21 protein-coding genes are annotated in these 21,229 nt (G+C 57.4%); 14 read left to right on the forward strand and 7 right to left on the reverse strand.

Annotation, left to right across the window (positions count from 1 at the left end; translation table 11 throughout):
- Positions 1 to 40: 40 nt before the first annotated feature.
- The 8 genes from ACGS9J_RS23460 (at position 41) to cysM (ending at position 7,355) form a co-directional block, all read left to right on the forward strand.
- Complete coding sequence (locus tag ACGS9J_RS23460) at positions 41 to 505, forward strand: DUF2919 domain-containing protein (protein ID WP_442233071.1); 465 nt, start codon at positions 41 to 43, stop codon at positions 503 to 505.
- A 156-nt stretch (positions 506 to 661) separates the two neighbouring features.
- Positions 662 to 1,246: an RpoE-regulated lipoprotein gene (locus ACGS9J_RS23465; protein ID WP_442233072.1), complete on the forward strand. Its 585-nt coding sequence runs from the start codon at positions 662 to 664 to the stop codon at positions 1,244 to 1,246.
- A 238-nt stretch (positions 1,247 to 1,484) separates the two neighbouring features.
- Positions 1,485 to 2,384, forward strand: coding sequence for a Dyp-type peroxidase (locus tag ACGS9J_RS23470; RefSeq protein WP_442233073.1), 900 nt, complete (start codon positions 1,485 to 1,487; stop codon positions 2,382 to 2,384).
- A gap of 199 nt (positions 2,385 to 2,583) precedes the next feature.
- Complete coding sequence (locus ACGS9J_RS23475) at positions 2,584 to 3,606, forward strand: sulfate ABC transporter substrate-binding protein (protein WP_442233074.1); 1,023 nt, start codon at positions 2,584 to 2,586, stop codon at positions 3,604 to 3,606.
- On the forward strand, positions 3,606 to 4,436 hold the full coding sequence (gene cysT / locus ACGS9J_RS23480) for a sulfate/thiosulfate ABC transporter permease CysT (RefSeq protein ID WP_442233075.1): 831 nt from the start codon (positions 3,606 to 3,608) through the stop codon (positions 4,434 to 4,436). The genes ACGS9J_RS23475 and cysT overlap by 1 nt, the downstream gene beginning before the upstream one ends.
- Positions 4,436 to 5,311, forward strand: a complete 876-nt coding sequence (gene cysW / locus ACGS9J_RS23485; protein ID WP_442233076.1) for a sulfate/thiosulfate ABC transporter permease CysW — start codon at positions 4,436 to 4,438, stop codon at positions 5,309 to 5,311. The genes cysT and cysW overlap by 1 nt, the downstream gene beginning before the upstream one ends.
- Complete coding sequence (cysA, locus tag ACGS9J_RS23490; RefSeq protein WP_442233077.1) at positions 5,301 to 6,389, forward strand: sulfate/thiosulfate ABC transporter ATP-binding protein CysA; 1,089 nt, start codon at positions 5,301 to 5,303, stop codon at positions 6,387 to 6,389. Before cysW ends, cysA begins: the two co-directional genes overlap by 11 nt.
- Before the next feature lie 84 nt (positions 6,390 to 6,473).
- Complete coding sequence (cysM, locus tag ACGS9J_RS23495) at positions 6,474 to 7,355, forward strand: cysteine synthase CysM (protein ID WP_442233078.1); 882 nt, start codon at positions 6,474 to 6,476, stop codon at positions 7,353 to 7,355.
- A gap of 3 nt (positions 7,356 to 7,358) precedes the next feature.
- On the opposite strand, the gene ACGS9J_RS23500 is transcribed toward cysM, so the two are convergent.
- Together ACGS9J_RS23500 and ACGS9J_RS23505 are read right to left on the reverse strand one after the other, a co-directional pair.
- On the reverse strand, positions 7,359 to 9,308 hold the full coding sequence (locus ACGS9J_RS23500) for a MacB family efflux pump subunit (RefSeq protein WP_442233109.1): 1,950 nt from the start codon (positions 9,306 to 9,308) through the stop codon (positions 7,359 to 7,361).
- 2 nt (positions 9,309 to 9,310) lie between these two features.
- On the reverse strand, positions 9,311 to 10,504 hold the full coding sequence (locus tag ACGS9J_RS23505) for an efflux RND transporter periplasmic adaptor subunit (RefSeq protein ID WP_442233079.1): 1,194 nt from the start codon (positions 10,502 to 10,504) through the stop codon (positions 9,311 to 9,313).
- A gap of 175 nt (positions 10,505 to 10,679) precedes the next feature.
- On the opposite strand from ACGS9J_RS23505, the gene ACGS9J_RS23510 reads away from it, so the two are divergent.
- Together ACGS9J_RS23510 and ACGS9J_RS23515 are read left to right on the forward strand one after the other, a co-directional pair.
- Positions 10,680 to 11,360, forward strand: a complete 681-nt coding sequence (locus ACGS9J_RS23510; protein ID WP_020827993.1) for a response regulator transcription factor — start codon at positions 10,680 to 10,682, stop codon at positions 11,358 to 11,360.
- A gap of 5 nt (positions 11,361 to 11,365) precedes the next feature.
- Positions 11,366 to 12,688, forward strand: coding sequence for an ATP-binding protein (locus ACGS9J_RS23515; RefSeq protein WP_442233080.1), 1,323 nt, complete (start codon positions 11,366 to 11,368; stop codon positions 12,686 to 12,688).
- 94 nt (positions 12,689 to 12,782) lie between these two features.
- On the opposite strand, the gene crr is transcribed toward ACGS9J_RS23515, so the two are convergent.
- The 3 genes from crr to ptsH are packed head-to-tail and all read right to left on the reverse strand — an operon-like array spanning position 12,783 to position 15,373.
- Positions 12,783 to 13,292, reverse strand: coding sequence for a PTS glucose transporter subunit IIA (crr, locus tag ACGS9J_RS23520; protein ID WP_012146162.1), 510 nt, complete (start codon positions 13,290 to 13,292; stop codon positions 12,783 to 12,785).
- Positions 13,293 to 13,341: 49 nt separating this feature from the next.
- Complete coding sequence (gene ptsI, locus ACGS9J_RS23525) at positions 13,342 to 15,069, reverse strand: phosphoenolpyruvate-protein phosphotransferase PtsI (protein WP_442233081.1); 1,728 nt, start codon at positions 15,067 to 15,069, stop codon at positions 13,342 to 13,344.
- 46 nt (positions 15,070 to 15,115) lie between these two features.
- Positions 15,116 to 15,373: a phosphocarrier protein Hpr gene (gene ptsH, locus ACGS9J_RS23530; RefSeq protein WP_004936458.1), complete on the reverse strand. Its 258-nt coding sequence runs from the start codon at positions 15,371 to 15,373 to the stop codon at positions 15,116 to 15,118.
- 107 nt (positions 15,374 to 15,480) lie between these two features.
- On the opposite strand from ptsH, the gene ACGS9J_RS23535 reads away from it, so the two are divergent.
- Positions 15,481 to 15,630, forward strand: a complete 150-nt coding sequence (locus tag ACGS9J_RS23535; protein ID WP_442233082.1) for a hypothetical protein — start codon at positions 15,481 to 15,483, stop codon at positions 15,628 to 15,630.
- A 138-nt stretch (positions 15,631 to 15,768) separates the two neighbouring features.
- Here the strand turns inward: ACGS9J_RS23535 and cysK are convergent, their stop codons facing one another.
- Both cysK and cysZ read right to left on the reverse strand, forming a co-directional pair.
- Positions 15,769 to 16,737: a cysteine synthase A gene (cysK, locus tag ACGS9J_RS23540; RefSeq protein ID WP_044552772.1), complete on the reverse strand. Its 969-nt coding sequence runs from the start codon at positions 16,735 to 16,737 to the stop codon at positions 15,769 to 15,771.
- A gap of 183 nt (positions 16,738 to 16,920) precedes the next feature.
- Complete coding sequence (cysZ, locus tag ACGS9J_RS23545) at positions 16,921 to 17,682, reverse strand: sulfate transporter CysZ (RefSeq protein ID WP_442233083.1); 762 nt, start codon at positions 17,680 to 17,682, stop codon at positions 16,921 to 16,923.
- 221 nt (positions 17,683 to 17,903) lie between these two features.
- On the opposite strand from cysZ, the gene zipA reads away from it, so the two are divergent.
- The 3 genes from zipA to ACGS9J_RS23560 all read left to right on the forward strand — a co-directional run bounded on the left by zipA (position 17,904) and on the right by ACGS9J_RS23560 (position 21,217).
- Positions 17,904 to 18,902, forward strand: coding sequence for a cell division protein ZipA (zipA, locus tag ACGS9J_RS23550; protein WP_442233084.1), 999 nt, complete (start codon positions 17,904 to 17,906; stop codon positions 18,900 to 18,902).
- A 78-nt stretch (positions 18,903 to 18,980) separates the two neighbouring features.
- A complete protein-coding gene (ligA, locus tag ACGS9J_RS23555; RefSeq protein WP_442233085.1) occupies positions 18,981 to 21,002 on the forward strand; it encodes an NAD-dependent DNA ligase LigA in 2,022 nt (673 codons plus the stop codon).
- The gene (locus ACGS9J_RS23560) at positions 21,002 to 21,217 is read left to right on the forward strand and encodes a DUF3820 family protein (protein ID WP_442233086.1); all 216 of its coding nucleotides are present in this window, start codon (positions 21,002 to 21,004) and stop codon (positions 21,215 to 21,217) included. Before ligA ends, ACGS9J_RS23560 begins: the two co-directional genes overlap by 1 nt.
- Positions 21,218 to 21,229: the final 12 nt, after the last annotated feature.

The following is a 21,229-nucleotide window of genomic DNA, read 5'->3' on the forward strand; positions in this document are numbered from 1 at the left end:
CATTTGAAAGAGTCACCATGATATTGGCAAGGAATCGACGTTGAAACCACTCCCACACCGTTTTTCCCCCGATGATTACGATCATCATGGCGCGCTGCGGTTGCCGCTGTGGTTTTGGGCCGTGCTGGTTTTACAGGCCCGCACCTGGATCCTGTTTGTGATGGCCGCAGTGTCGCGTCAACAGGGGGAGGGCCTGCTGTCGTTGTTTTACCCGGATACCCAATGGTTCTGGTACGGCATCGCGCTGGGGTTACCGGCCGCACTGGCGTTTTTGATTGCCCCGCGTCGCCACCAGTGGCCGCGGCTGTGGCGCGCCTGGCGCTGGATATTGGGCGCTTCGCTGCTGGCGGCGCTGGGCGGCTCCCTGTTCAGCCTGTGGCAGCAAGACGACAATCCTTCGGCGCTGGATAGCGTGCTGGCGTTGCTCGATGCGCTGGCGCTGGCCTACCTGTTGCTGAATGTGCGCCTGAAGGCCTGTTTCACCGTGCAGGATGAGGCGGGTTAATTGCCTAAGAGTGCGGCACTTTTCTCATTTTCCGCACTCCAAGCTCGCAACCGATGGCGAAGCGTGGGCAGTTATGAGAGGCTGACACGCAGCAAAACGCCAAGTGCGGCAGGGCAGCGTAGGCTGTGCCCCGCCATTGATGTTAAGGAGCTAAAAATGAATATTCGCCCACTGCTGTTAGGGCTTCCGCTGTTACTGACCGGCTGTTCGACGATGTCCAATCTCTCTTGGTCCAGCCTGTCGCCGCTCAACTGGTTTGGCAGCAGCGCTGAAGTCAGCGCCAAGGGCGTTGGCGGTCTCAATGCCGGTACCCCGATGTCGGAAAGCGCCATTAACGACGGGCTGAACGGTGATTACCGTCTGCGTGGCGGCATGGCTACCAGCCAGGGCAAGATTGTTTCTTACTACCAGGCGATGGACGGCAACGACGTGAAGCTGGTGATCACCGGTGAACCCAAGGGCCACGTGCAGCGCGTGGACGTGATGGACAGCAAGGTCGCGACCGAGTGGGGCAGCAAGCTCGGCACGCCATTCAGTGACCTGTACAGCAAGGCGTTCGGCTCCTGTAAACCGGCCGACGGCGACGATGCCGGCAAGGTCGAGTGCGTGGCACAACAGAGCAAGTACGTCACTTATATCTTCGATGGCAAGTGGGCCGGCTCGCAGGAGATCATCCCACCGGATGACACCCTGAAAGACTGGACGGTCAGCAAGATCATCTGGCACGCCAAACCTCAATAAGCCTTTCTTTCCGGGCGCCCACTCTGCGGCGCCCCTGATTGATCCGGTTTTAATCCCTGCCGAATGCCACATTACCGACACTCGCGCGTGGCGTTGTCCGGTAACGGGTATCCCTATTTTCTTTGCGCTGATACAAGGCAATCCTGTTTTCATCGGGTATGATACTGCGAATTCGTAACAGGAGATCCCTGCGTAAACAGCGACCTGTTACCCGATGATGGTCTTGAGGATAACGACAATGACACAGGTTCAGAGCGGTATTTTATTGGAACACTGCCGCTTCGCCATTTTTATGGAAGCCACCGTGCAGGGCGAGTTTGCCGATTTGCGCCAGGGCTGCAAGCAGTTTTGCCAGACGTTGACCGAGCTGCAACAGCAGTTTCCCGATGCGCATTTGGGCGCGGTGATCGCCTTTGGCTACGACGTTTGGCACGACCTGTCCAACGGCCAGGGCGCCAAAGAGCTGAAGCCATTCACCCCGCTGGGTAAAGGGCTGGCTCCGGCCACTCAGCGCGACCTGCTGATCCATATTCAATCCCTGCGTCATGACGTTAACTTTACGCTGGCACAGGCAGCGCTGGCGGCGTTCGGCAACGCCATCAAAATCGAAGAAGAAACCCACGGATTCCGCTGGGTGGAAGAGCGCGATCTGAGCGGCTTTATCGACGGCACTGAAAACCCGCAGGGCGACCAACGTCCTGAAGTGGCGGTGATCGGCGAGGGAGAAGAAGACGCAGGCGGCAGCTACGTGCTGGTGCAACGTTACGAACACAACCTGCGCCAGTGGCAGCGCTTTACCACCGAACAGCAGGAACAGATCATCGGCCGTACCAAGCACGACAGCGAAGAGTTGCCGCCGGAGCAGCGCCCGGACACCTCGCATGTCAGCCGCGTCGATCTGAAAGAAGACGGCAAAGGCCTGAAAATCCTGCGTCAGAGCCTGCCTTACGGCACCGCCAGCGGCAAACACGGGCTGTATTTCATCGCCTATTGCGCGCGCCTGCATAACATCGAAAAACAACTGCTGAGCATGTTTGGCGATCTGGACGGTAAACGCGATGCGATGCTGCGCTTCAGCCGCGCGGTGACCGGCAGCTATTACTTTGCGCCATCGTTGACGCGTCTGTTGTCGCTTTAACCTATTCCCCGGGGTCGGCCATGCCGGCGCCGGGTTAGCCTCCTCTCTGCCATGCCGCTCTGCCCCTGCCTTATAGCGTTTGATGCTTGAAAATCACTAAACGGTATATAAAAGCGTTACAGCTCCGCACCTAGTTATAAATACACTGGTCAACATCAGGGCGAAAGCCCGGCGGATTGATTCAGTTATAAGGTGCACAATGAAACAAACACGGGTTAAAAATTTCATGCTGAAAAGCGGGCTGGCGGCATTGCTGTTAGCCGGCGGTACCGTTTCGGCCGCTGAACTGCTGAACAGCTCTTATGACGTTTCCCGTGAATTGTTTACTGCACTGAACCCGGGTTTTGAACAGCAGTGGAACCAACAGCATCCGGGCGACAAGCTGACCATCAAGCAATCTCATGCCGGCTCTTCCAAGCAGGCGTTGGCTATCTTGCAGGGGTTACGCGCCGACGTAGTCACCTACAACCAGGTGACCGACGTGCAGATCCTGCACGATCGCGGCCAACTGATCCCGGCTGACTGGCAGGCCCGCTTACCGAACAACAGCTCACCTTTCTATTCCACCATGGCCTTCCTGGTGCGCAAGGACAATCCGAAAGGCATTCACAGCTGGAACGATTTGGTACGCGACGATGTGAAGCTGGTGTTCCCGAACCCGAAAACCTCCGGCAACGGCCGTTATACCTATCTGGCTGCCTGGGGGGCCGCCAGCCAGGCTGACGGCAACGATCAGGCCAAAACTCGCGCCTTTATGACCCGTTTCCTGAAAAACGTGCTGGTGTTTGACACCGGCGGTCGCGGCGCGACCACCACTTTCGTGGAGCGCGGCCTGGGTGACGTGCTGATCAGTTTTGAGTCGGAAGTGAACAATATCCGCAAGCAGTATGGCGAAGACAAATATCAGGTGATCGTGCCGCCGGTCGATATTCTGGCGGAGTTCCCGGTGGCCTGGGTCGACAAAAACGTGGAAAGAAATGGCACTGAACAGGCCGCCAAAGATTACCTGAATTACCTCTACAGCCCGGCCGCGCAGCAAGTGATCACCAGCTTCTACTATCGCGTTTACGACAAGCAGGCGATGGCGGCAGCGAAGGGGCAATTCCCGCAGACCAAACTGTTCCGTGTAGAAGATCAGTTTGGCGGTTGGCCGCAGGTGATGAAAACGCATTTCTCTACCGGTGGTGAGTTGGATCAACTGTTAGCGGCAGGGCATAAGTAATGTTGTTGACCAGCAAACGGGTTCTGCCTGGTTTTGGCCTCAGCCTGGGAAGCAGCCTGTTTTATACCTGCCTGATCTTGCTGCTGCCGCTCAGCGCGCTGGTGATGCAGTTGGCGCAGATGAGTCTGGCTCAGTATTGGGACGTGGTTTCCAACCCGCAGGTGGTTGCGGCCTATAAGGTCACGCTGCTGGCGGCGGGTGTCGCCAGCCTGTTTAACGCGGTGTTCGGCATGCTGATGGCCTGGATCCTGACTCGCTATCGTTTTCCAGGACGCACGCTGTTGGACGGTCTGATCGATCTGCCGTTCGCACTGCCGACGGCGGTGGCCGGTCTGACGCTGGCGGGGTTGTTCTCCACCACCGGTTGGTATGGCCAATGGCTGGCGCATTTTGACATCAAGGTGACGTTCACCTGGCTCGGCATTGCGGTGGCGATGGCCTTTACCAGCCTGCCATTCGTGGTGCGCACCGTTCAGCCGGTATTGGAAGAGCTGGGGCCGGAGTACGAAGAAGCGGCCGAAACCCTGGGCGCAACCCGCTGGCAGAGTTTTCGCCGCGTGGTGATGCCGGAGTTGGCACCGGCGCTGCTGGCCGGTACGGCGATCTCTTTTACCCGCAGCCTGGGCGAGTTTGGCGCAGTGATTTTTATCGCCGGCAACATCGCCTGGAAGACGGAAGTGACCTCGCTGATGATTTTTGTGCGTTTGCAGGAATTCGATTATCCGGCGGCCAGTGCGATTGCCTCGGTGATCCTGGCGGCTTCGCTGCTGTTGCTGTTCAGCATTAACGTTCTGCAAAGCCGCTTTGGCCGACGCATCGGGGGGCACTGATGGCGGATATCTCTGAGTTCAACGGCGTCGAACGCCCGCGCGTCAATTGGGGCAAGTGGACGCTGATCGGTATCGGCGTGCTGTTTTCGGTATTGCTGCTGGTGGTGCCGATCATTTCGATTTTCGCCGAGGCCTTTTCCAAGGGCGTTGGCGCGATGTGGGGCAACCTGGTCGATCGCGACATGTTGCACGCCATCTGGCTGACGGTGCTGATTGCCCTGATTACCGTACCGTTTAATCTGGTGTTCGGTACCCTGCTGGCATGGTTGGTGACGCGTTTCACCTTCCCGGGACGCCAGCTGTTGCTGACATTGATCGACATCCCGTTCGCCGTTTCACCGGTGGTGGCGGGGCTGATTTACCTGCTGTTTTACGGCAGCAATGGCCTGCTGGGCGGTTGGCTGGATACGCACAATATCCAGGTCATGTTCTCCTGGCCGGGCATGGTGCTGGTGACCATTTTCGTTACCTGCCCGTTCGTGGTGCGTGAGCTGGTGCCGATGATGCTCAGCCAGGGCAGTCAGGAAGACGAGGCCGCCATTTTGTTGGGCGCTTCCGGCTGGCAGATGTTCCGCCGGGTGACGCTGCCGAACATTCGCTGGGCGCTGCTGTACGGCGTGGTGTTGACCAACGCGCGCGCCATTGGTGAGTTCGGTGCGGTCTCGGTAGTGTCCGGTTCTATTCGCGGCGAGACGTTTAGCCTGCCGCTGCAGGTCGAGTTATTGCAACAGGATTACAACACTGTTGGCTCCTTTACCGCCGCCGGGTTACTGACCCTGATGGCGATAGTGACCCTATTTTTGAAGAGTGGCCTGCAATGGCGTCTGGAACGTCAGAATGCACGTCTCGAGCGGGAGGAAAATCATGAGCATTGAGATTAACGGCATCAACAAGTTTTTCGGTCGTACCAAGGTATTGAACGATATCTCGCTCGACATTGCCTCTGGTGAGATGGTGGCGCTGCTGGGGCCGTCGGGCTCCGGTAAAACCACGCTGCTGCGCATTATCGCCGGGCTGGAAAGCCAGAGCGGCGGCAAGCTGGGCTTCCACGGCACCGACGTCAGCCATGTCCATGCCCGCGATCGTCGGGTGGGCTTCGTGTTCCAGCATTACGCGCTGTTTCGCCATATGACGGTGTTCGATAACATCGCTTTTGGCCTGAGCGTGCTGCCGCGTCGTGAGCGTCCGAATGCGGCGGCGATCAAACAAAAAGTAACCCAACTGTTGGAAATGGTGCAACTGGGTCATTTGGCCAACCGCTACCCGTCGCAGCTTTCCGGCGGCCAGAAGCAGCGCGTCGCTTTGGCGCGTGCACTGGCGGTGGAGCCGCAAATTCTGTTGCTGGACGAACCTTTCGGCGCGTTGGATGCGCAGGTACGTAAAGAGCTGCGCCGCTGGTTGCGTCAGTTGCATGAAGAGCTGAAGTTTACCAGCGTGTTCGTTACCCACGATCAGGAAGAGGCGATGGAAGTGGCCGACCGCATCGTGGTGATGAGCCAGGGTAATATTGAGCAGGTAGGTTCGCCGGAAGAGATTGTCCGCGAGCCGGCCAGCCGCTTTGTGCTGGAATTTATGGGCGAAGTGAACCGCCTGAGCGGCGAAATCCGCGGTTCGCAGCTGTTCGTCGGCGCGCACCAGTGGCCGCTGTCGTTCCAGCCGATGCATCAGGGCAGCGTGGATCTGTTCCTGCGGCCTTGGGAAATGGAAGTCGGCACCGAGAGCAGCGAGCGCTGCCCGTTGCCGGTGCAGGTGCTGGAGGTCAGCCCGCGCGGTCACTTCTGGCAGATGACCGTCCAGCCGATCGGTTGGCATCAGGAACCTATCAGCGTGGTATTGCCGGACGGCAATGAGCCGCCGGTACGCGGTGGCCGTTACTACGTTGGCAGTCTGAATGCGCGCCTGTACGCCGGCGATCAACTGCTACAACCTGTTGCGTTAGCTAAAAGCGCCTGATAGTTTTTACCTCCCAACATCATTTTAAAGGCAACCCCGGGGTTGCCTTTTTACATTACGCACTTCAACACACAGGCAAAGATCGTGACAACGCTTGAACAATGCATCGGCAATACCCCGCTGGTAAAATTACAACGTCTGGCCGCAGGACTGGGCAGCGAGGTTTGGGTCAAACTGGAAGGCAATAACCCGGCGGGCTCGGTGAAGGATCGGGCTGCGCTGGCGATGATCCAGCAGGCGGAACTGCGCGGCGAGATAAAACCCGGCGACCGGCTGATTGAGGCTACCAGTGGGAACACCGGCATTGCGCTGGCGATGATCGCGGCGTTGAAAGGCTATTCTTTGACCTTGCTGATGCCGGAAAACATGAGCCTGGAGCGTCAGGCAGCGATGCGTGCCTATGGCGCAGAGCTGATCCTGGTCAGTCGTGAAGTGGGCATGGAAGGTGCGCGCGACCTGGCGCTGGAGATGCAGAACCAGGGGCAGGGCAAGGTGCTGGATCAGTTCAATAATCTGGACAATCCTTACGCCCACTTCACCACCACCGGGCCGGAAATCTGGCAGCAGAGCCATCAGCGGGTGACCCATTTCGTCTCCAGCATGGGTACCACCGGCACCATTACCGGGGTGGGCGGCTACCTGAAGAGCCAAAATCCGCAGGTGCAGATCATTGGCCTGCAACCGGCGGAAGGCAGCAATATTCCCGGTATTCGCCGTTGGGCACCGGCCTATCTGCCGGGCATCTTCCGCCCGGATCTGGTGGACCAGGTGCTGGACATCGAACAAATCGATGCCGAGCAAACCATGCGTCAACTGGCGCAGCGCGAAGGCATTTTCTGCGGCGTCAGTTCCGGCGGTGCCGTAGCCGGTGCGTTGCGGATCGCGGCGGCCAGCCCGGGCAGCGTCATTGTGGCGATCATCTGCGATCGCGGCGATCGCTACCTCTCCACCGGCGTTTTTGACTGAGTGTCATTCCCTTTCCAACGCATGGATCGGATCCATCCCGGCGGCGCGTTTCGCCGGGAAGAAGCCAAAAATCACCCCGATCAGCGTCGAACAGATAAACGCCGCGACGATTGATTCGGTGGAATAAACCATGGTGAAATTGTCGCTGAATTGGCTGAACAGTACGCCAATCCCCAGCGACAACAGTACCCCCAGCGCGCCTCCCAGCAGGCACACCAGCACCGCCTCAATTAAAAACTGCTGCATGATATCGCTGGCGCGGGCGCCAACCGCCATGCGCACGCCGATTTCACGCGTACGTTCGGTGACGGACACCAGCATGATGTTCATTACCCCAATGCCGCCCACCACCAGCGAAATCAAGGCGATCATCGACACCAACAGCGTCAGAGTGGCGGTGGTCTTTTCAATGGTCTGGCGAATGCTGTCGGTATTCATCACGAAGAAGTCCTTGCCACCATGACGCTGGCTCAGCAGCCGGGTGACGCCGTCTTCGGCGCTGGTGAGATCGATATCGTCGTTAACCCGCACGGTGATGCTTTTCAGGTAGCTCTGGCCCAGCATGCGTTTCATGGCGGTGGTGTAGGGGATCCAGACGTTCAGATTCTCATCGCTGCCGAAGCCGCTCTGCTTTTTGGCCGCGACGCCGATGATGCGACAGGGCAGTGAGCCAAGCAGGATCACCTCGCCAAGCGGGTTGGCACCGTGGGGAAACAGCTTGTCGCGGGTATTTTCGTCGATTACCGCTTCCTGCATCAGGTGATCGACGCTATGGCGGTTAAATGCCATGCCGCTGTCGATGTGGTAGCCGCGCACCAGAAAATACTGTTCGCCGACGCCATTGACCGTACCGCTGACCGATTGATTGCCATAGCGCAAGGTGGTGCTACTGGAAACGGTCGGCGTGACGCTGTGCACGTAGCCCTGCTGCGCCAGCGCGTCGGCGTCGGTGGCCCGCAACGTTTGCACCGCGGCAGAGCGCATATCGCCGAAATCCTTGCCCGGATAAATCTCCAGCGTGCTGGTGCCCATGGCGTTGATGTTCGCCAGCACCTGTTGCTGAGAACCTTTGCCCAGCGCTACCACCGACACTACCGAAGCGATGCCGATGATAATGCCGAGCATGGTCAACAGGGTGCGCAGGCGCTGGGAGGCCATCGCCAGCAGCGCCATTTTGAATGCCTCGCGCAAGCGATCGCGCTGCGATTGCCAGCGGCCGACGGCGGTATCCGGCGCCTTCGGCAGGCGTGCGACGGTTTGGGCCGTTTTCTGCCGGTCGGCGATAATCTCGCCGTCGCTAAGCTCAATGATACGCTGGGCATGTTCGGCGATCTGCATGTCGTGGGTGACAATCACTACCGTGTGGCCGCGAGCGTGCAGGTCTTTCAGAATACTCATCACCTCTTGCCCGCTGTGGCTGTCCAGCGCGCCGGTTGGTTCGTCCGCCAGGATCACCTCACCGCCGTTCATCAGTGCGCGGGCGATACTGACGCGTTGCTGCTGCCCGCCGGAGAGCTGGCTGGGGCGGTAATTCAGCCGTTGCGCCAGACCGAGCCTTTGCAGCAGATCGGCGGCGCGTTGTTGGCGCGCGCTGCGCGAATGGCCGGCATACACTGCCGGAACTTCCACGTTACCCTGTGCACTAAGATCGCCCAGCAAATGGTAACGCTGAAAAATAAAACCGAAGTGTTCGCGGCGCAGTTCGGCCAGGCTGTCGCGATCCAATTGCCCGGTACTGCGGCCGGCCACCTGATAATCGCCGTCGCTTGGGCGATCAAGACAGCCGAGAATGTTCATCAGCGTTGATTTGCCGGAGCCGGAAGCGCCCACGATGGCCACCATTTCGCCTTGGGCAATAGTGAGATGAATATTGTTCAGCACGGTGACGTTTTGCTCACCGGCCTGAAAACGGCGGCTGATGCCGCGCAGTTGCAGCAGAGGCGCTGGGTTCATCATCACATCCCCATCGGCGGCGGGCCCATGCGCCCGGTATGGCTTTGAGTCGCGGGATTAATCTGACTGACAATCACTTTCTCGCCGGCCAATACGCCGCTGATAATCTGTGCATCGACGTTGTTATTGATACCGACCTTGACCGGGCGGCGGGCGATATTGCCCTGTTTATCGACCACCTGCACCCAGTCGCCTTGCAACGCGGTTGCGGGGATCACCACGGCATTTTCCGCTTTGGCCAACACGATATACACCTGTGCGGTCATTGAGATGCGCAGTGCCCCGTCCGGGTTTGCCACATCGAACAGGCCGTTGTAGTAAATCGCGGTGCTGGTGCTGGAGGTGCTGCTGGAACTGCTGGTGCTGGTCGAGGTGGTTTCGTCATTGATGGAGTCCGGCGCCGGCTCTATCGCCCGCAGTTGGGTGCTGTAGCGCTTGCCCGGCTCGCCGAGGATGGTGAAATAGACCGGCATGCCGGTTTTCACCTTGACCACATCGGCTTCGGAAATTTGCGCTTCGACAGTCATGGTGGCCAGTTGGGCGACTTTGACGAGGGTGGGCGCGCTTTGTACCGCGTTCACCGTTTGGCCTTCTTCTACCGGCAGAGCGACGATGGTGCCGTCGATAGGCGAGGTGATTTTGGTATAACCGAGGTTGACCTGCGCGGTATTGACCGCGATCTGCGCCTGAACGATCTGGGCGTCCAGAGCATTGATGTCGGCGCGGGTGGCAACTAGCGTAGCCTGGGCGCTGTCCAAATCGGCCCGTACGCCAACGCCGCGCGCCACGATGGCCTGCTGGCGCTGATAAGCGAGCTGGTTGTTGTGTAACGCCGCCATTTTGGAGGCACGCTGCGCCTCAACGTTTTTCAATGCCGCTTCCGCGTCCCTCAGGGCGTTCTGCTGGGTTAAGTCGTCAATCTCGGCCACCCGCTGGCCTTTATGCACTTTGTCGCCCAGCGCCACGTACAGGGCCTTTATCTGGCCCGATACCTGGGCGCCGACGCTGACCTGCTTTTGCGCCTCAATCGTGCCGTCGGCCAATACCGTTTGTTCCAGGTCACGCGTTTGCGCCACCGCAGTGATATAACGGGGCGTTTCTGTATCGCCTTGGGATCGGAAGTAGAGAAATAGGGCGATAGCAGCCACAATAACAGTGGGCAGCAAATAGCGTTTTAAGCGTTGAAACGATGGCATGAGGATAAGCTTCCCTGACATAAAAGCGTGGCGAAAATCTGTTGGCACTAATTTAACGCGCCGTCGGCCGGGCCGCGGTTAAGTGGCGTTCAGGAATATGTAAGGATTGAGTAAAACCGGCTGCGAAGCAGACAAATAGGCGTGAAAATGACGAAAATCCGCGAAGGAGTAAGGCATGAAAATTTTATTGGTCGATGATGACCTCGAACTCGGCACCATGCTGAGTGAATACCTGACTGGCGAAGGGTTCAACGCCACGCTGGTGCTGACCGGCAAGGCGGGCGTGGAAGGTGCGTTGTCAGGCGATTACACCGCGATGATCCTCGACATTATGCTGCCGGACATGAGCGGCATTGACGTGTTGCGTGACGTACGTAAAAAAAGCCGCATGCCAATCATCATGCTGACCGCCAAAGGCGACAATATCGATCGGGTTATCGGGTTGGAAATGGGCGCCGACGACTACATGCCCAAACCATGCTATCCCCGCGAACTGGTGGCCCGTCTGCGTGCGGTGCTGCGCCGTTTCGACGAGCGTCCGGAGGAAGTGGATGACGAGATCGCCATCAATTTCGGAGAGCTGACCCTTAACCCGTCGACCCGCAGCAGCGAATGGCGCGGTAAACCCTTCGATCTGACCGCTTCCGAGTTCAACCTGCTGGAGCTGTTGCTGCGCGCGCCCGAACGTGTGGTATCAAAAGACGAGCTGTCAGAGAAAGGGTTAGGACGCCCGCGCGAAGCCTATGACCGCAGCGTTGACGTTCATATCAGCAATATCCGCCAGAAGCTGGGGGCGCTGACGGACAACGCGCTCAGCATTGAGACGGTGCGCAGCATCGGCTACCGCATCCGATAATGCCCATGCGCGGAAGACTATTCTGGAAAATCCTGCTCGGCTTCTGGCTGACTTTTATCATCATGACCCAGGCGCTGTGGGTCGCTTTTTCTTTGTATGGCGATCGCTATGAGCCGCCGGAAAACGCGATGGCCCGCCGGGTGGTGACACTGCATCTGACATCGGCCGCCACGCAACTGCGCAACGGGGGGATGCCCGCGCTGGATGCCATGTTGAAAGATTGGTCGGATGACGATCGCCGTTTGCTGTCAGTGACGCCGATGGCACAGCCGCCGGCACCGGTGCCGGATACGCCGGTGTTTGAAGGTCGTCGGATGCCGAAAGAGATCACTGCCTGGGTAGCGGGTGAGGGAGGCAAGGGCTATTTGTTAAGTTACGATATGCGCGGCCTGCGGGAAGAGTATCGCCCGAACAAGCGTTCGCATTTCTTCAATATTCCCGCGCCGATGCTTTGGGTGGGCGGTTTGGCCGGCCTGTTGTTCAGCGCGGTGCTGGCCTGGAACCTGACCCGGCCGATGCGCAAACTGCGTGACGGTTTTGACCGTGTGGCGCAGGGCGACCTGTCGGTGCGCCTGTTCCCGGCAATGCGTCGGCGGCATGATGAGCTGTCCGAGGTAGCGCGAGATTTTGACAGCATGGCCGAACGGCTGGAGCTGTTGGTCAGCGCTCGTGAGCAGTTGCTGCATGACGTCTCGCATGAACTTCGCTCACCGCTGGCGCGGTTGCAGTTAGCCATCGGTCTGGCGCGGCAGAATGAAGGCAACGTCGAGAACTCGCTGCAACGCATTGAGCATGAAGCGGGGCGGCTGGATAAAATGATTGGTGAACTGCTGGCGCTGTCGCGTGCCGAGAGCAACAGCCTGCCGGATGAGGAGTATTTCGACCTGTACGGGCTGGTGGATGCGGTAGTGAGCGACGCGCGTTACGAAGCGCAGATCCCTGGGGTGGAAATTGTGCTGCAAGCCAGTTCGGATGTGGAGTACACCGTCAAGGGCAATGCCGAGCTGATGCGGCGCGCGGTGGATAATATCGTGCGTAACGCGCTACGTTTCTCCAGCCATGGGCAGCGGGTGACGGTGGTGCTGAGGCGCATCGACCAACTGTTCCAGATTGAGGTCAGCGATCAGGGGCCGGGGGTGGAAGAATCGAAGCTCTCCAGCATCTTTGATCCGTTCGTCAGGGTGAAATCGGCGATGTCGGGCAAGGGCTATGGGCTGGGGTTGGCGATCACCCGCAAGGTGGTGCTGGCGCATGGCGGGCAGGTCGAGGCACGTAATGGCGAGCAGGAAGGACTGATCATTACCCTGCGCATCCCGCGCTGGAGTTGAGTAACGGATCATAGGGGCGCCGCATGCGGCGTTCGCTTGAACGACAGACATAAAAAAACGGCGCCAGGGGCGCCGTTTTTATTGCCATTCGCAATTATTTCTTGATGCGGATGATCGGGGTCTCGCCAACGGTGACGTTACCGGTCAGTTTGATCAGCTCTTTGATCTCGTCCATGTTGGAGATAACCACCGGCGTCAGGATAGACTTGGCTTTCTCTTCCAGCAGGGCCAGGTTGAACTCGATAACGACATCACCTTTCTTGACGCGTTGGCCTTCTTCAGCGATGCGTTTGAAGCCTTCGCCTTTCAGTTCAACGGTGTCGATACCGAAGTGGACAAACAGCTCGATGCCGCTGTCGGATTCGATAGAGAAAGCATGGTTGGTTTCGAAAATTTTACCGATAGTGCCGTCAACCGGGGCAACCATTTTGTTGCCGGTAGGTTTGATAGCAATACCGTCGCCAACGATTTTTTCAGCAAATACTACGTCAGGCACATCTTCGATATTAACGATTTCGCCAGAAAGTGGAGCTACGATCTCGATAGTGCCCGTGTCTTTCTTGTCATCAGAAACCAGAGATTTCAGTTTATCGAACAAACCCATGATCTTCTCCTAAGCATTAAATTGGGCGGCGTTCCAGTGTCGTGGAAGTTTAGCAGAGCGTCTTTTCTTCGATGAATTTATTCACGCAATTCATCAGATCTTGCGCCGTTGGCTGTGCCAAGGCTTGCGCTGCCAACGCCTTCACATCTTCGAAATTAGTATTACGAATAATTTTCTTGATGCGCGGGATTGAAATCGCACTCATGCTGAACTCATCCAGCCCCATGCCCAATAACAACAGTGTAGCACGCTCATCGCCAGCCAGTTCACCGCACATACCGGTCCACTTGCCTTCTGCATGAGATGCATCAATAACCTGTTTGATCAGGCCAAGCACTGATGGGGACATCGGGTTATAGAGATGAGAAATCAGCTCATTGCCGCGATCTACCGCCAGAGTATACTGGGTTAGATCGTTTGTCCCAATACTAAAGAAGTCGACTTCTTTCGCCAGGTGGTGAGCAATCACCGCCGCAGCCGGTGTTTCCACCATCACGCCCACTTCAACGGTTTCGTCAAACGCCTTGCCTTCTTCACGCAGCTGCGCCTTCAGCGTCTCGATTTCACCTTTCAAATCGCGGACTTCTTCCACGGAAATGATCATCGGGAACATGATGCGCAATTTACCGAACGCGGAAGCGCGCAGGATGGCGCGCAGTTGCGCGTGCAGGATTTCTCTGCGGTCCATGGCGATACGAATCGCGCGCCAGCCGAGGAACGGGTTCTCTTCTTTCGGCAGGTTCATGTACGGCAGGTCTTTGTCGCCGCCGATGTCCATGGTACGGACGATCACGGCTTGTGAGCCCATGGCTTCCGCAACGGCTTTATAAGCCTGGAACTGCTCGTCTTCGGTTGGCAGTGAATCGCGGTCCATGAACAGGAATTCGGTACGATACAGGCCGACGCCTTCAGCGCCGTTGCGCTCTGCACCCGCGACGTCGCGCACGGTGCCGATGTTGGCGCAGACTTCAACCTGATGACCGTCCAGCGTGATCGCCGGCAGATCTTTCAGCTTGGCCAGATCGTTTTTCTCGGTGACGTACTGGTTCTGTTCGGCTTTCAGCTGATCGATAACGTCAGCGGTTGGGTTAACGTAAATTTTATTGTTAACCGCGTCCAGAATCAGGTAGTCGTCGTTTTTCACCTGCTTGGTCACGTCGCTGGTGCCTACGATTGCCGGCAATTCCAGAGAGCGAGCCATAATGGAGGTGTGGGAAGTCCGGCCGCCGAGATCGGTGATGAAGCCCAGCACTTTGTCCAGGTTCAACTGTGCGGTCTCAGACGGGGTCAAATCGGTCGCGACCAGAATAACTTCGTCCTGGATGGCGCTCAGATCGACGATAGCCAGGCCCAGAATGTTCTGCAGCAGGCGTTTACCGATGTCACGTACGTCGGCCGCACGTTCTTTCAGGTATTCATCGTCGAGTTCTTCCAGTGCTTTCGCCTGGCCTTCGATGATGGTGTAGGCAGCTGCGTCCGCAGAGGCCAACTCATCTTTGATTAGGGCTATGATTTCCTGCTCAAGCTCTTCGTCTTCCAACAGCATGATGTGGCCTTCGAAGATAGCTTCTTTCTCTTCGCCGAAGGTTTCGCCAGCTTTGGTCTTGATCGCTTCCAACTGCTCGGACGCTTTGGCGCGGCCGGCAAGAAAACGTGAGACTTCCTGCTCTACATCATCTGCAGAGATTTTCTTCCGGTTGATGACAATTTCATCTTCTTTCAGTAGGAGAGCCTTACCAAAAGCGATACCCGGTGATACTAAAATGCCTGAAATCATAACCCTACCTTACTCTTGACTGGTGTTAACTAAGAAGACGGGCCGATTACTCAAGCTCTGCCATCAGTTTTACCAAGTGTTCAACGGCTTTTTGCTCGTCTTCACCTTCAGCGGAGATGGTCACTACGGTCCCTTGAGTCAGCCCCAGAGTTTGCAGTTTGAACAGGCTTTTGGCGCTGGCGCTTTTACCGTTAGAGGTCACGGTGATGTCAGAGGTGAAGCCTTTGGCTTCTTTAACGAACTGAGCGGCAGGGCGAGTGTGCAGACCATTCGGAGCGGTAATAGTAACTTCTTGCTGGAACATTGATGTTTCCCCAACTTATTGGTTTGTTGTGGAGCTAAAGTTTAGCCCAAGGGTATGACTTTAGCTTGTCTGGTTAGCGCCTGACTATGGTACAGGGGCGAGCATTGATGCAACAGAAAACGACGAGTTTGGCACTTCAGATCAAAAAATTTGGCTTCCGCCGTCGTTTCAATCCGCGCTTCATTATGCCGTGTTTAACGCGTCAGCGACAAATGAGTAAATCGATTCAGCCTAAACAAGAAATGAAGGGTGATTAATTTTGCGCATCGAAATAATGCACCGTTAAATACTAAAGCTGACGGGTAAAATCAATCTTTGACTGCTATAAACTTTGATCCAGTCCACAAAAAAGCACCCCGAAAGGTGCTTTTTTAGCGATTCGTGCACGGGTGGCACTACTGTTGCAATTCTTGCTCGGTGAACAAATCGGCGAACAGGGCGGTACTCAGATAACGTTCGCCGGAGGACGGTAAGATCACCACGATGGTTTTGTCGGCGAACGCCGGTTCTTCGGCCAGTTTCACCGCTGCGGCCACTGCCGCACCGGAGGAAATACCCGCCAGAATGCCTTCTTCATCCATCAGACGGCGTGCCATGCTGATGGCTTCGTCGTTGGTGATTTGTTCCACGCGGTCCACCAGATCGAGATCCAGGTTACCGGGGATAAAGCCGGCGCCGATACCCTGAATTTTGTGCGGGCCCGGTTTGATTTCTTCACCGGCCAGCGCCTGGGTGATGACCGGCGAGTCGGTTGGCTCTACCGCCACGGTGGTGATCGCTTTGCCTTTGGTATTTTTGATATAGCGGCTGACACCGGTCAGCGTGCCGCCGGTACCGACGCCGGAGATGAAAACGTCGACTTCGCCATCGGTGTCGTCCCAGATTTCCGGGCCGGTAGTTTGTTCGTGGATCGCCGGGTTAGCCGGGTTGCTGAACTGCTGCAGGATGATATAGCGGTTCGGATCGGTGGCGACGATTTCTTCCGCCTTGGCGATCGCGCCTTTCATGCCTTTTGCGCCTTCGGTCAGCACCAGATTGGCGCCCAGCGCTTTCAGCAGCTTGCGGCGTTCAATGCTCATGGTTTCCGGCATGGTCAGCGTCAGCTTATAGCCGCGTGCCGCGGCGACGAATGCCAGAGCGATGCCGGTGTTGCCGCTGGTCGGCTCCACCAGTTCTTTACCGGCGACCAAAATGCCACGCTTTTCTGCGTCCCAGATCATATTGGCACCGATGCGGCACTTAACGCTAAAGCTGGGGTTGCGTGATTCAACCTTGGCCAGAATGCGTCCGTTGCCGATACGGTTCAGACGAACCAGCGGCGTATGGCCGATTGTTAATGAGTTGTCTTCATATATCTTGCTCATAGCCCGTCCTTTAACTCTATGAAAATGTGGGGAACGTCGAAAGCATACGCTAACAGTACCGGCAGGGAAGTAAAGAATTGGTATATCTATATGTTATTAGGAAATAAGTTTTAAGCACAAGGATAAGGGCGCAAATTGCACGCCCTGTCGAAGAATTAATCGTAATGCGGCCAGGAAAACGGCTCAGGAACGGACGAATTGTGTGCGATAGCGATCGACCCACATGGCGGTGGCACCACAAACGGCCACCGGCAGGATCACCAGGTTGAGGATCGGGATCATGGTGAACAGGCTGACCATCGCGCCAAACTGCAGGTTGTCGGTTTTATGCTGGCGCAGCGCGCGGCGCATATCGGCAAAGCTCACCTTGTGGTTATCGAACGGGTAGTCGCAATACTGGATAGCCAGCATCCAGGCGCTGAACAGGAACCACAGCACCGGCGCCACCGTCTGGCCGATGCCCGGAATGAAATAGAGTATCAGTAGCACCAGCGCGCGCGGCAGGTAGTAGGCCAGTTTGCGCCATTCACGCGCCATGATGCGCGGCAGATCTTTCACAATGCCAAAAATGCCGGTGTCCGGCAGTGGTTTGCCGGTCAGGCTACCTTCCAACTGTTCGGCCAGCAGGCCGCAAAACGGCGCGGCAATCAGGTTGGTGATGGTGCTGAACAGATAGCTGAACACCAGCAGGACGGAAATGACCGCCAGCGGCCACAGCAAATAGCTGAGCCACTGCAGCCAGGTGGGGACATGGCTCATCATGCTTGGGATCCAGTCGCCGAGCTGACTGAACAGCCACCAGAAGGCGGACCCCATCAACAGCACGTTGACCAGTAACGGCAATACGACATAGCGTTTAATCCCCGGGCGCGAAATCAGGCGCCAGCCTTCGGCAAAATAATGAAGGCCGCTGGTGGAGTGAGAAGGTGACTGCGAATAGGACATATCTTAAGTTATCTCTTTGTCTGAACAGGCATCGCTATCATATCGGGATGATTTTCTACTGGCTAGGGTGACATTGGCTGAAAAAACAGCAAAAAAAGGCAGTATAATCATCTTTATTGGCATAAAGTTCAGCACGGACTTGCACTTGTGTGCTTGGGCAAATAGAGTTAAAGAGTGAATGTTTGCCGCGGTGGCAATGTATTGGAACAACAGAGATAGCAATGATGCAGGATTTGCGTCTGATATTAATCGTTGTTGGCGCGATCGCCATAATAGCGTTGTTATTGCACGGTCTTTGGACCAGTCGTAAGGAACGCTCATCGCTTTTTCGCGATCGCCCAGCCAAACGTTCCAAAAAGGAACGTGAACAATCCCCGATCGACGATCTCGATGAAGGCGTGGGAGAGGTGCGTGTACGCTCCGCTCACCCGCAAGATGAGCCGTCTTTTGGTCATTTTGATGCCGCTCGCGAAGAACCCGTGGTTGCGCCCAAGCCTGCTCCGGCGGCTGAGCCAGCACCGCGTGCCGTTCAACCGGCTGCTCATCAGTCTCCGCCACCGCTGTCTCAGCGGCCGGATTATGATGACATCCTGCTGGACAACTACGCGCAGGACGAAGACGACGAGCCGCAGCAGCCTGCGCCGCGCCGTGAACCGCGCGTTGACGATCTGCCGCCAGTGGCGCATGCAGCGGAGCCGGCATTCCATGCCGAACCTGCTCATCAGCCGCAGCCGGAAGAGAAGCCAGCGGTGGTGCACGAGCCTCAGCCTGAACCTGCTGCCGTCAAACCGGCAAAACTGAAAGAAACCGTACTGGTGCTGCACGTTACCGCACATCAGGGTGGCGTGATCGGCGGCGAAGTTCTGCTGCAGAGCGTGCTGCAGGCGGGCTTCCAGTTTGGCGAAATGGGCATTTTCCATCGCCATATCAGCCCTGCGGGCAGCGGTCCTGTGCTGTTCAGCCTGGCGAATATGGTTAAACCAGGGTCCTTTGATCCCGAGATGATGTCCGATTTCTCAACGCCGGGCGTATCGATGTTCATGATGGTGCCGTCGTATGGCGACGCTAATCAGAACTTCAAGCTGATGCTGCAGTCGGCACAGCGGATCGCCGACGATGTGGGTGGTGTGGTGCTGGACGATGAGCGCCGCATGATGACCCCGCAGAAGTTGGAAACCTACAAAGCGCGCATTCGTGAAGTGTTGGATAACAACGACTAAACGGCTGCTACGCGCACTGAACATCCGTAACAACAAAGCCCCCGCCTGCCGGGGGTTTTTTATCTTTGATGGTGAGCCATGGAATCGATAATCCAACAAATCAATCAACTACGAACCTCACTGCGCCATCACGAATACCAATATCATGTGCTGGACGCGCCGGAAGTGCCGGATGCGGAATACGATCGCCTGATGCGTGAACTGCGCGAGCTGGAAAGCGCGCATCCGGAGTTGATCACCGCCGATTCTCCTACCCAGCGTGTGGGCGCCGCCCCTTTGGCCGCGTTCGACCAGGTGCGCCATGAAGTGCCGATGTTGTCGCTGGACAACGTTTTCGATGAAGAGAGCTTCCTGGCATTCTACAAAAGGGTGCAGGATCGCCTGAAGAGCAGCGATCCGCTGAGCTTCTGCTGCGAGCTGAAGCTGGATGGCCTGGCGGTCAGCCTGCTGTACGAAGAGGGCGAACTGGTGCGCGCGGCCACGCGTGGCGACGGCACCACCGGTGAAAACATTACCTCCAACGTGCGGACTATCCGCGCCATTCCGTTGCGGTTGACCGGCGACAATATCCCGCGTCGGTTGGAAGTGCGCGGCGAAGTGTTTATGCCGCAGGCCGGTTTCGAACAGATGAACGAAGAAGCGCGCCGCAAAGACGGCAAGATTTTCGCCAACCCGCGTAACGCCGCGGCCGGTTCGATCCGTCAGCTTGACCCGCGCATTACCGCCAAGCGCCCGCTGACCTTCTTCTGCTATGGCGTTGGCTTGCTGGAAGGGGGCGAGTTGCCGCGCAGTCACTGGCAGCGTCTGATGCAGTTCAAAGATTGGGGTTTACCGGTCAGCGACCGCGCCAAATGTTGCACCGGCAGCGACGAAGTCTTGGCATTCTACCGTCAGGTTGAGCAGGACCGTGCGCAGCTCGGTTTTGATATCGACGGCGTGGTGGTGAAGATCGACGATATCGACCTGCAGGAAACGCTCGGCTTTGTGGCGCGTGCGCCACGCTGGGCGACGGCGTTCAAGTTCCCGGCGCAGGAGCAAATCACCCTGGTGCGCGAGGTGGAATTCCAGGTGGGTCGTACCGGGGCGATTACGCCGGTGGCGCGTCTGGAGCCGGTGCTGGTGGCCGGGGTGATTGTCAGCAACGCCACGTTGCACAACGCCGACGAAATTGAACGTTTGGGCTTGCGCATTGGCGATACGGTGATCGTGCGCCGCGCCGGTGACGTGATCCCGCAGGTGGTGGGAGTGATGGCCGATCGCCGCCCGGCGGACGCGCGTGAAATTGTGTTCCCGCAACATTGTCCGGTATGCGGTTCCGACGTCGAGAGAGTGGAAGGCGAAGCGGTGGCACGCTGTACCGGTGGGTTGATCTGCGCCGCGCAGCGCAAAGAAGCGCTGAAGCATTTCGTTTCCCGTCGGGCGTTGGACGTCGACGGCATGGGCGACAAAATCATCGAACAGCTGGTGGAAAAAGAGTACGTCAAGAACCCGGCCGATCTGTTCCGTCTGTCCGCCGGCATTCTGACCGGGCTGGATCGCATGGGGCCGAAATCGGCGCAGAATCTGGTCAACGCGCTGGAGAAGTCCAAGCAGACTACTTTCGCCCGTTTCCTGTATGCGCTGGGCATTCGCGAGGTCGGCGAATCGACGGCCGCCAATCTGGCTGCGCACTTCGGCACGCTGGAGAAACTGTTCGCCGCCGATATCGACGCGTTGAAAGAAGTGCCGGATGTCGGTGAAGTGGTGGCGAAGCACACGCGGCATTTCCTCGACGAAGAGCTCAACCAGAAGGTCATCAATGAACTGGTCAGCGCCGAGATCGGCATCAATTGGCCGGCACCGGTGGTGATCGTGGCGGAAGAGATCGACAGTCCGTTTGCCGGCAAAACCGTGGTGCTGACCGGTTCACTGAGTCAGCTTTCACGCGATGAGGCCAAAGATCGCCTGACGGCGCTGGGCGCCAAGGTCAGCGGCAGCGTTTCGAAGAAAACCGATCTGGTGATTGCCGGGGAAGCGGCCGGTTCCAAGCTGGTGAAGGCGCAGGAACTGGGCATTGCGGTAATCGACGAAGCGGAAATGATCCGCCTGCTGGGTGCCTGATGGAAAAAGAGAACCTGTTGGAAATCGCCAACACCCTGATGCCGTTTGGCAAGTACCAGGGGCGGGTGCTGATTGACCTGCCCGAAGAGTACCTGCTGTGGTTTGCTCGCAAAGGGGAGTTTCCCAACGGCAAACTTGGCATGCTGATGGAAATGACGCTGGCGATTAAAATCGAAGGGCTCGACCACCTGGTCAAGCCGCTGAAGAAAAGTTGAGTTGCCGGGCGC

Source organism: Serratia quinivorans, from assembly GCF_052113645.1.
In the GTDB taxonomy this organism is placed as follows: Bacteria; Pseudomonadota; Gammaproteobacteria; order Enterobacterales; family Enterobacteriaceae; genus Serratia; species Serratia quinivorans_B.

Coding starts and splice junctions, on each gene's coding strand:
- ACGS9J_RS23465 (WP_442233072.1), top strand. CDS start 662: ATGAATATTCGCCCACTGCTGTTAGGGCTTCCGCTGTTACTGACCGGC.
- ACGS9J_RS23470 (WP_442233073.1), top strand. CDS start 1,485: ATGACACAGGTTCAGAGCGGTATTTTATTGGAACACTGCCGCTTCGCC.
- ACGS9J_RS23475 (WP_442233074.1), top strand. CDS start 2,584: ATGAAACAAACACGGGTTAAAAATTTCATGCTGAAAAGCGGGCTGGCG.
- cysT (WP_442233075.1), top strand. CDS start 3,606: ATGTTGTTGACCAGCAAACGGGTTCTGCCTGGTTTTGGCCTCAGCCTG.
- cysW (WP_442233076.1), top strand. CDS start 4,436: ATGGCGGATATCTCTGAGTTCAACGGCGTCGAACGCCCGCGCGTCAAT.
- cysA (WP_442233077.1), top strand. CDS start 5,301: ATGAGCATTGAGATTAACGGCATCAACAAGTTTTTCGGTCGTACCAAG.
- ACGS9J_RS23500 (WP_442233109.1), bottom strand. CDS start 9,308: ATGAACCCAGCGCCTCTGCTGCAACTGCGCGGCATCAGCCGCCGTTTT.
- ACGS9J_RS23505 (WP_442233079.1), bottom strand. CDS start 10,504: ATGCCATCGTTTCAACGCTTAAAACGCTATTTGCTGCCCACTGTTATT.
- ACGS9J_RS23510 (WP_020827993.1), top strand. CDS start 10,680: ATGAAAATTTTATTGGTCGATGATGACCTCGAACTCGGCACCATGCTG.
- ACGS9J_RS23515 (WP_442233080.1), top strand. CDS start 11,366: ATGCGCGGAAGACTATTCTGGAAAATCCTGCTCGGCTTCTGGCTGACT.
- crr (WP_012146162.1), bottom strand. CDS start 13,292: ATGGGTTTGTTCGATAAACTGAAATCTCTGGTTTCTGATGACAAGAAA.
- ptsI (WP_442233081.1), bottom strand. CDS start 15,069: ATGATTTCAGGCATTTTAGTATCACCGGGTATCGCTTTTGGTAAGGCT.
- ptsH (WP_004936458.1), bottom strand. CDS start 15,373: ATGTTCCAGCAAGAAGTTACTATTACCGCTCCGAATGGTCTGCACACT.
- ACGS9J_RS23535 (WP_442233082.1), top strand. CDS start 15,481: ATGCAACAGAAAACGACGAGTTTGGCACTTCAGATCAAAAAATTTGGC.
- cysK (WP_044552772.1), bottom strand. CDS start 16,737: ATGAGCAAGATATATGAAGACAACTCATTAACAATCGGCCATACGCCG.
- cysZ (WP_442233083.1), bottom strand. CDS start 17,682: ATGTCCTATTCGCAGTCACCTTCTCACTCCACCAGCGGCCTTCATTAT.
- zipA (WP_442233084.1), top strand. CDS start 17,904: ATGATGCAGGATTTGCGTCTGATATTAATCGTTGTTGGCGCGATCGCC.
- ligA (WP_442233085.1), top strand. CDS start 18,981: ATGGAATCGATAATCCAACAAATCAATCAACTACGAACCTCACTGCGC.
- ACGS9J_RS23560 (WP_442233086.1), top strand. CDS start 21,002: ATGGAAAAAGAGAACCTGTTGGAAATCGCCAACACCCTGATGCCGTTT.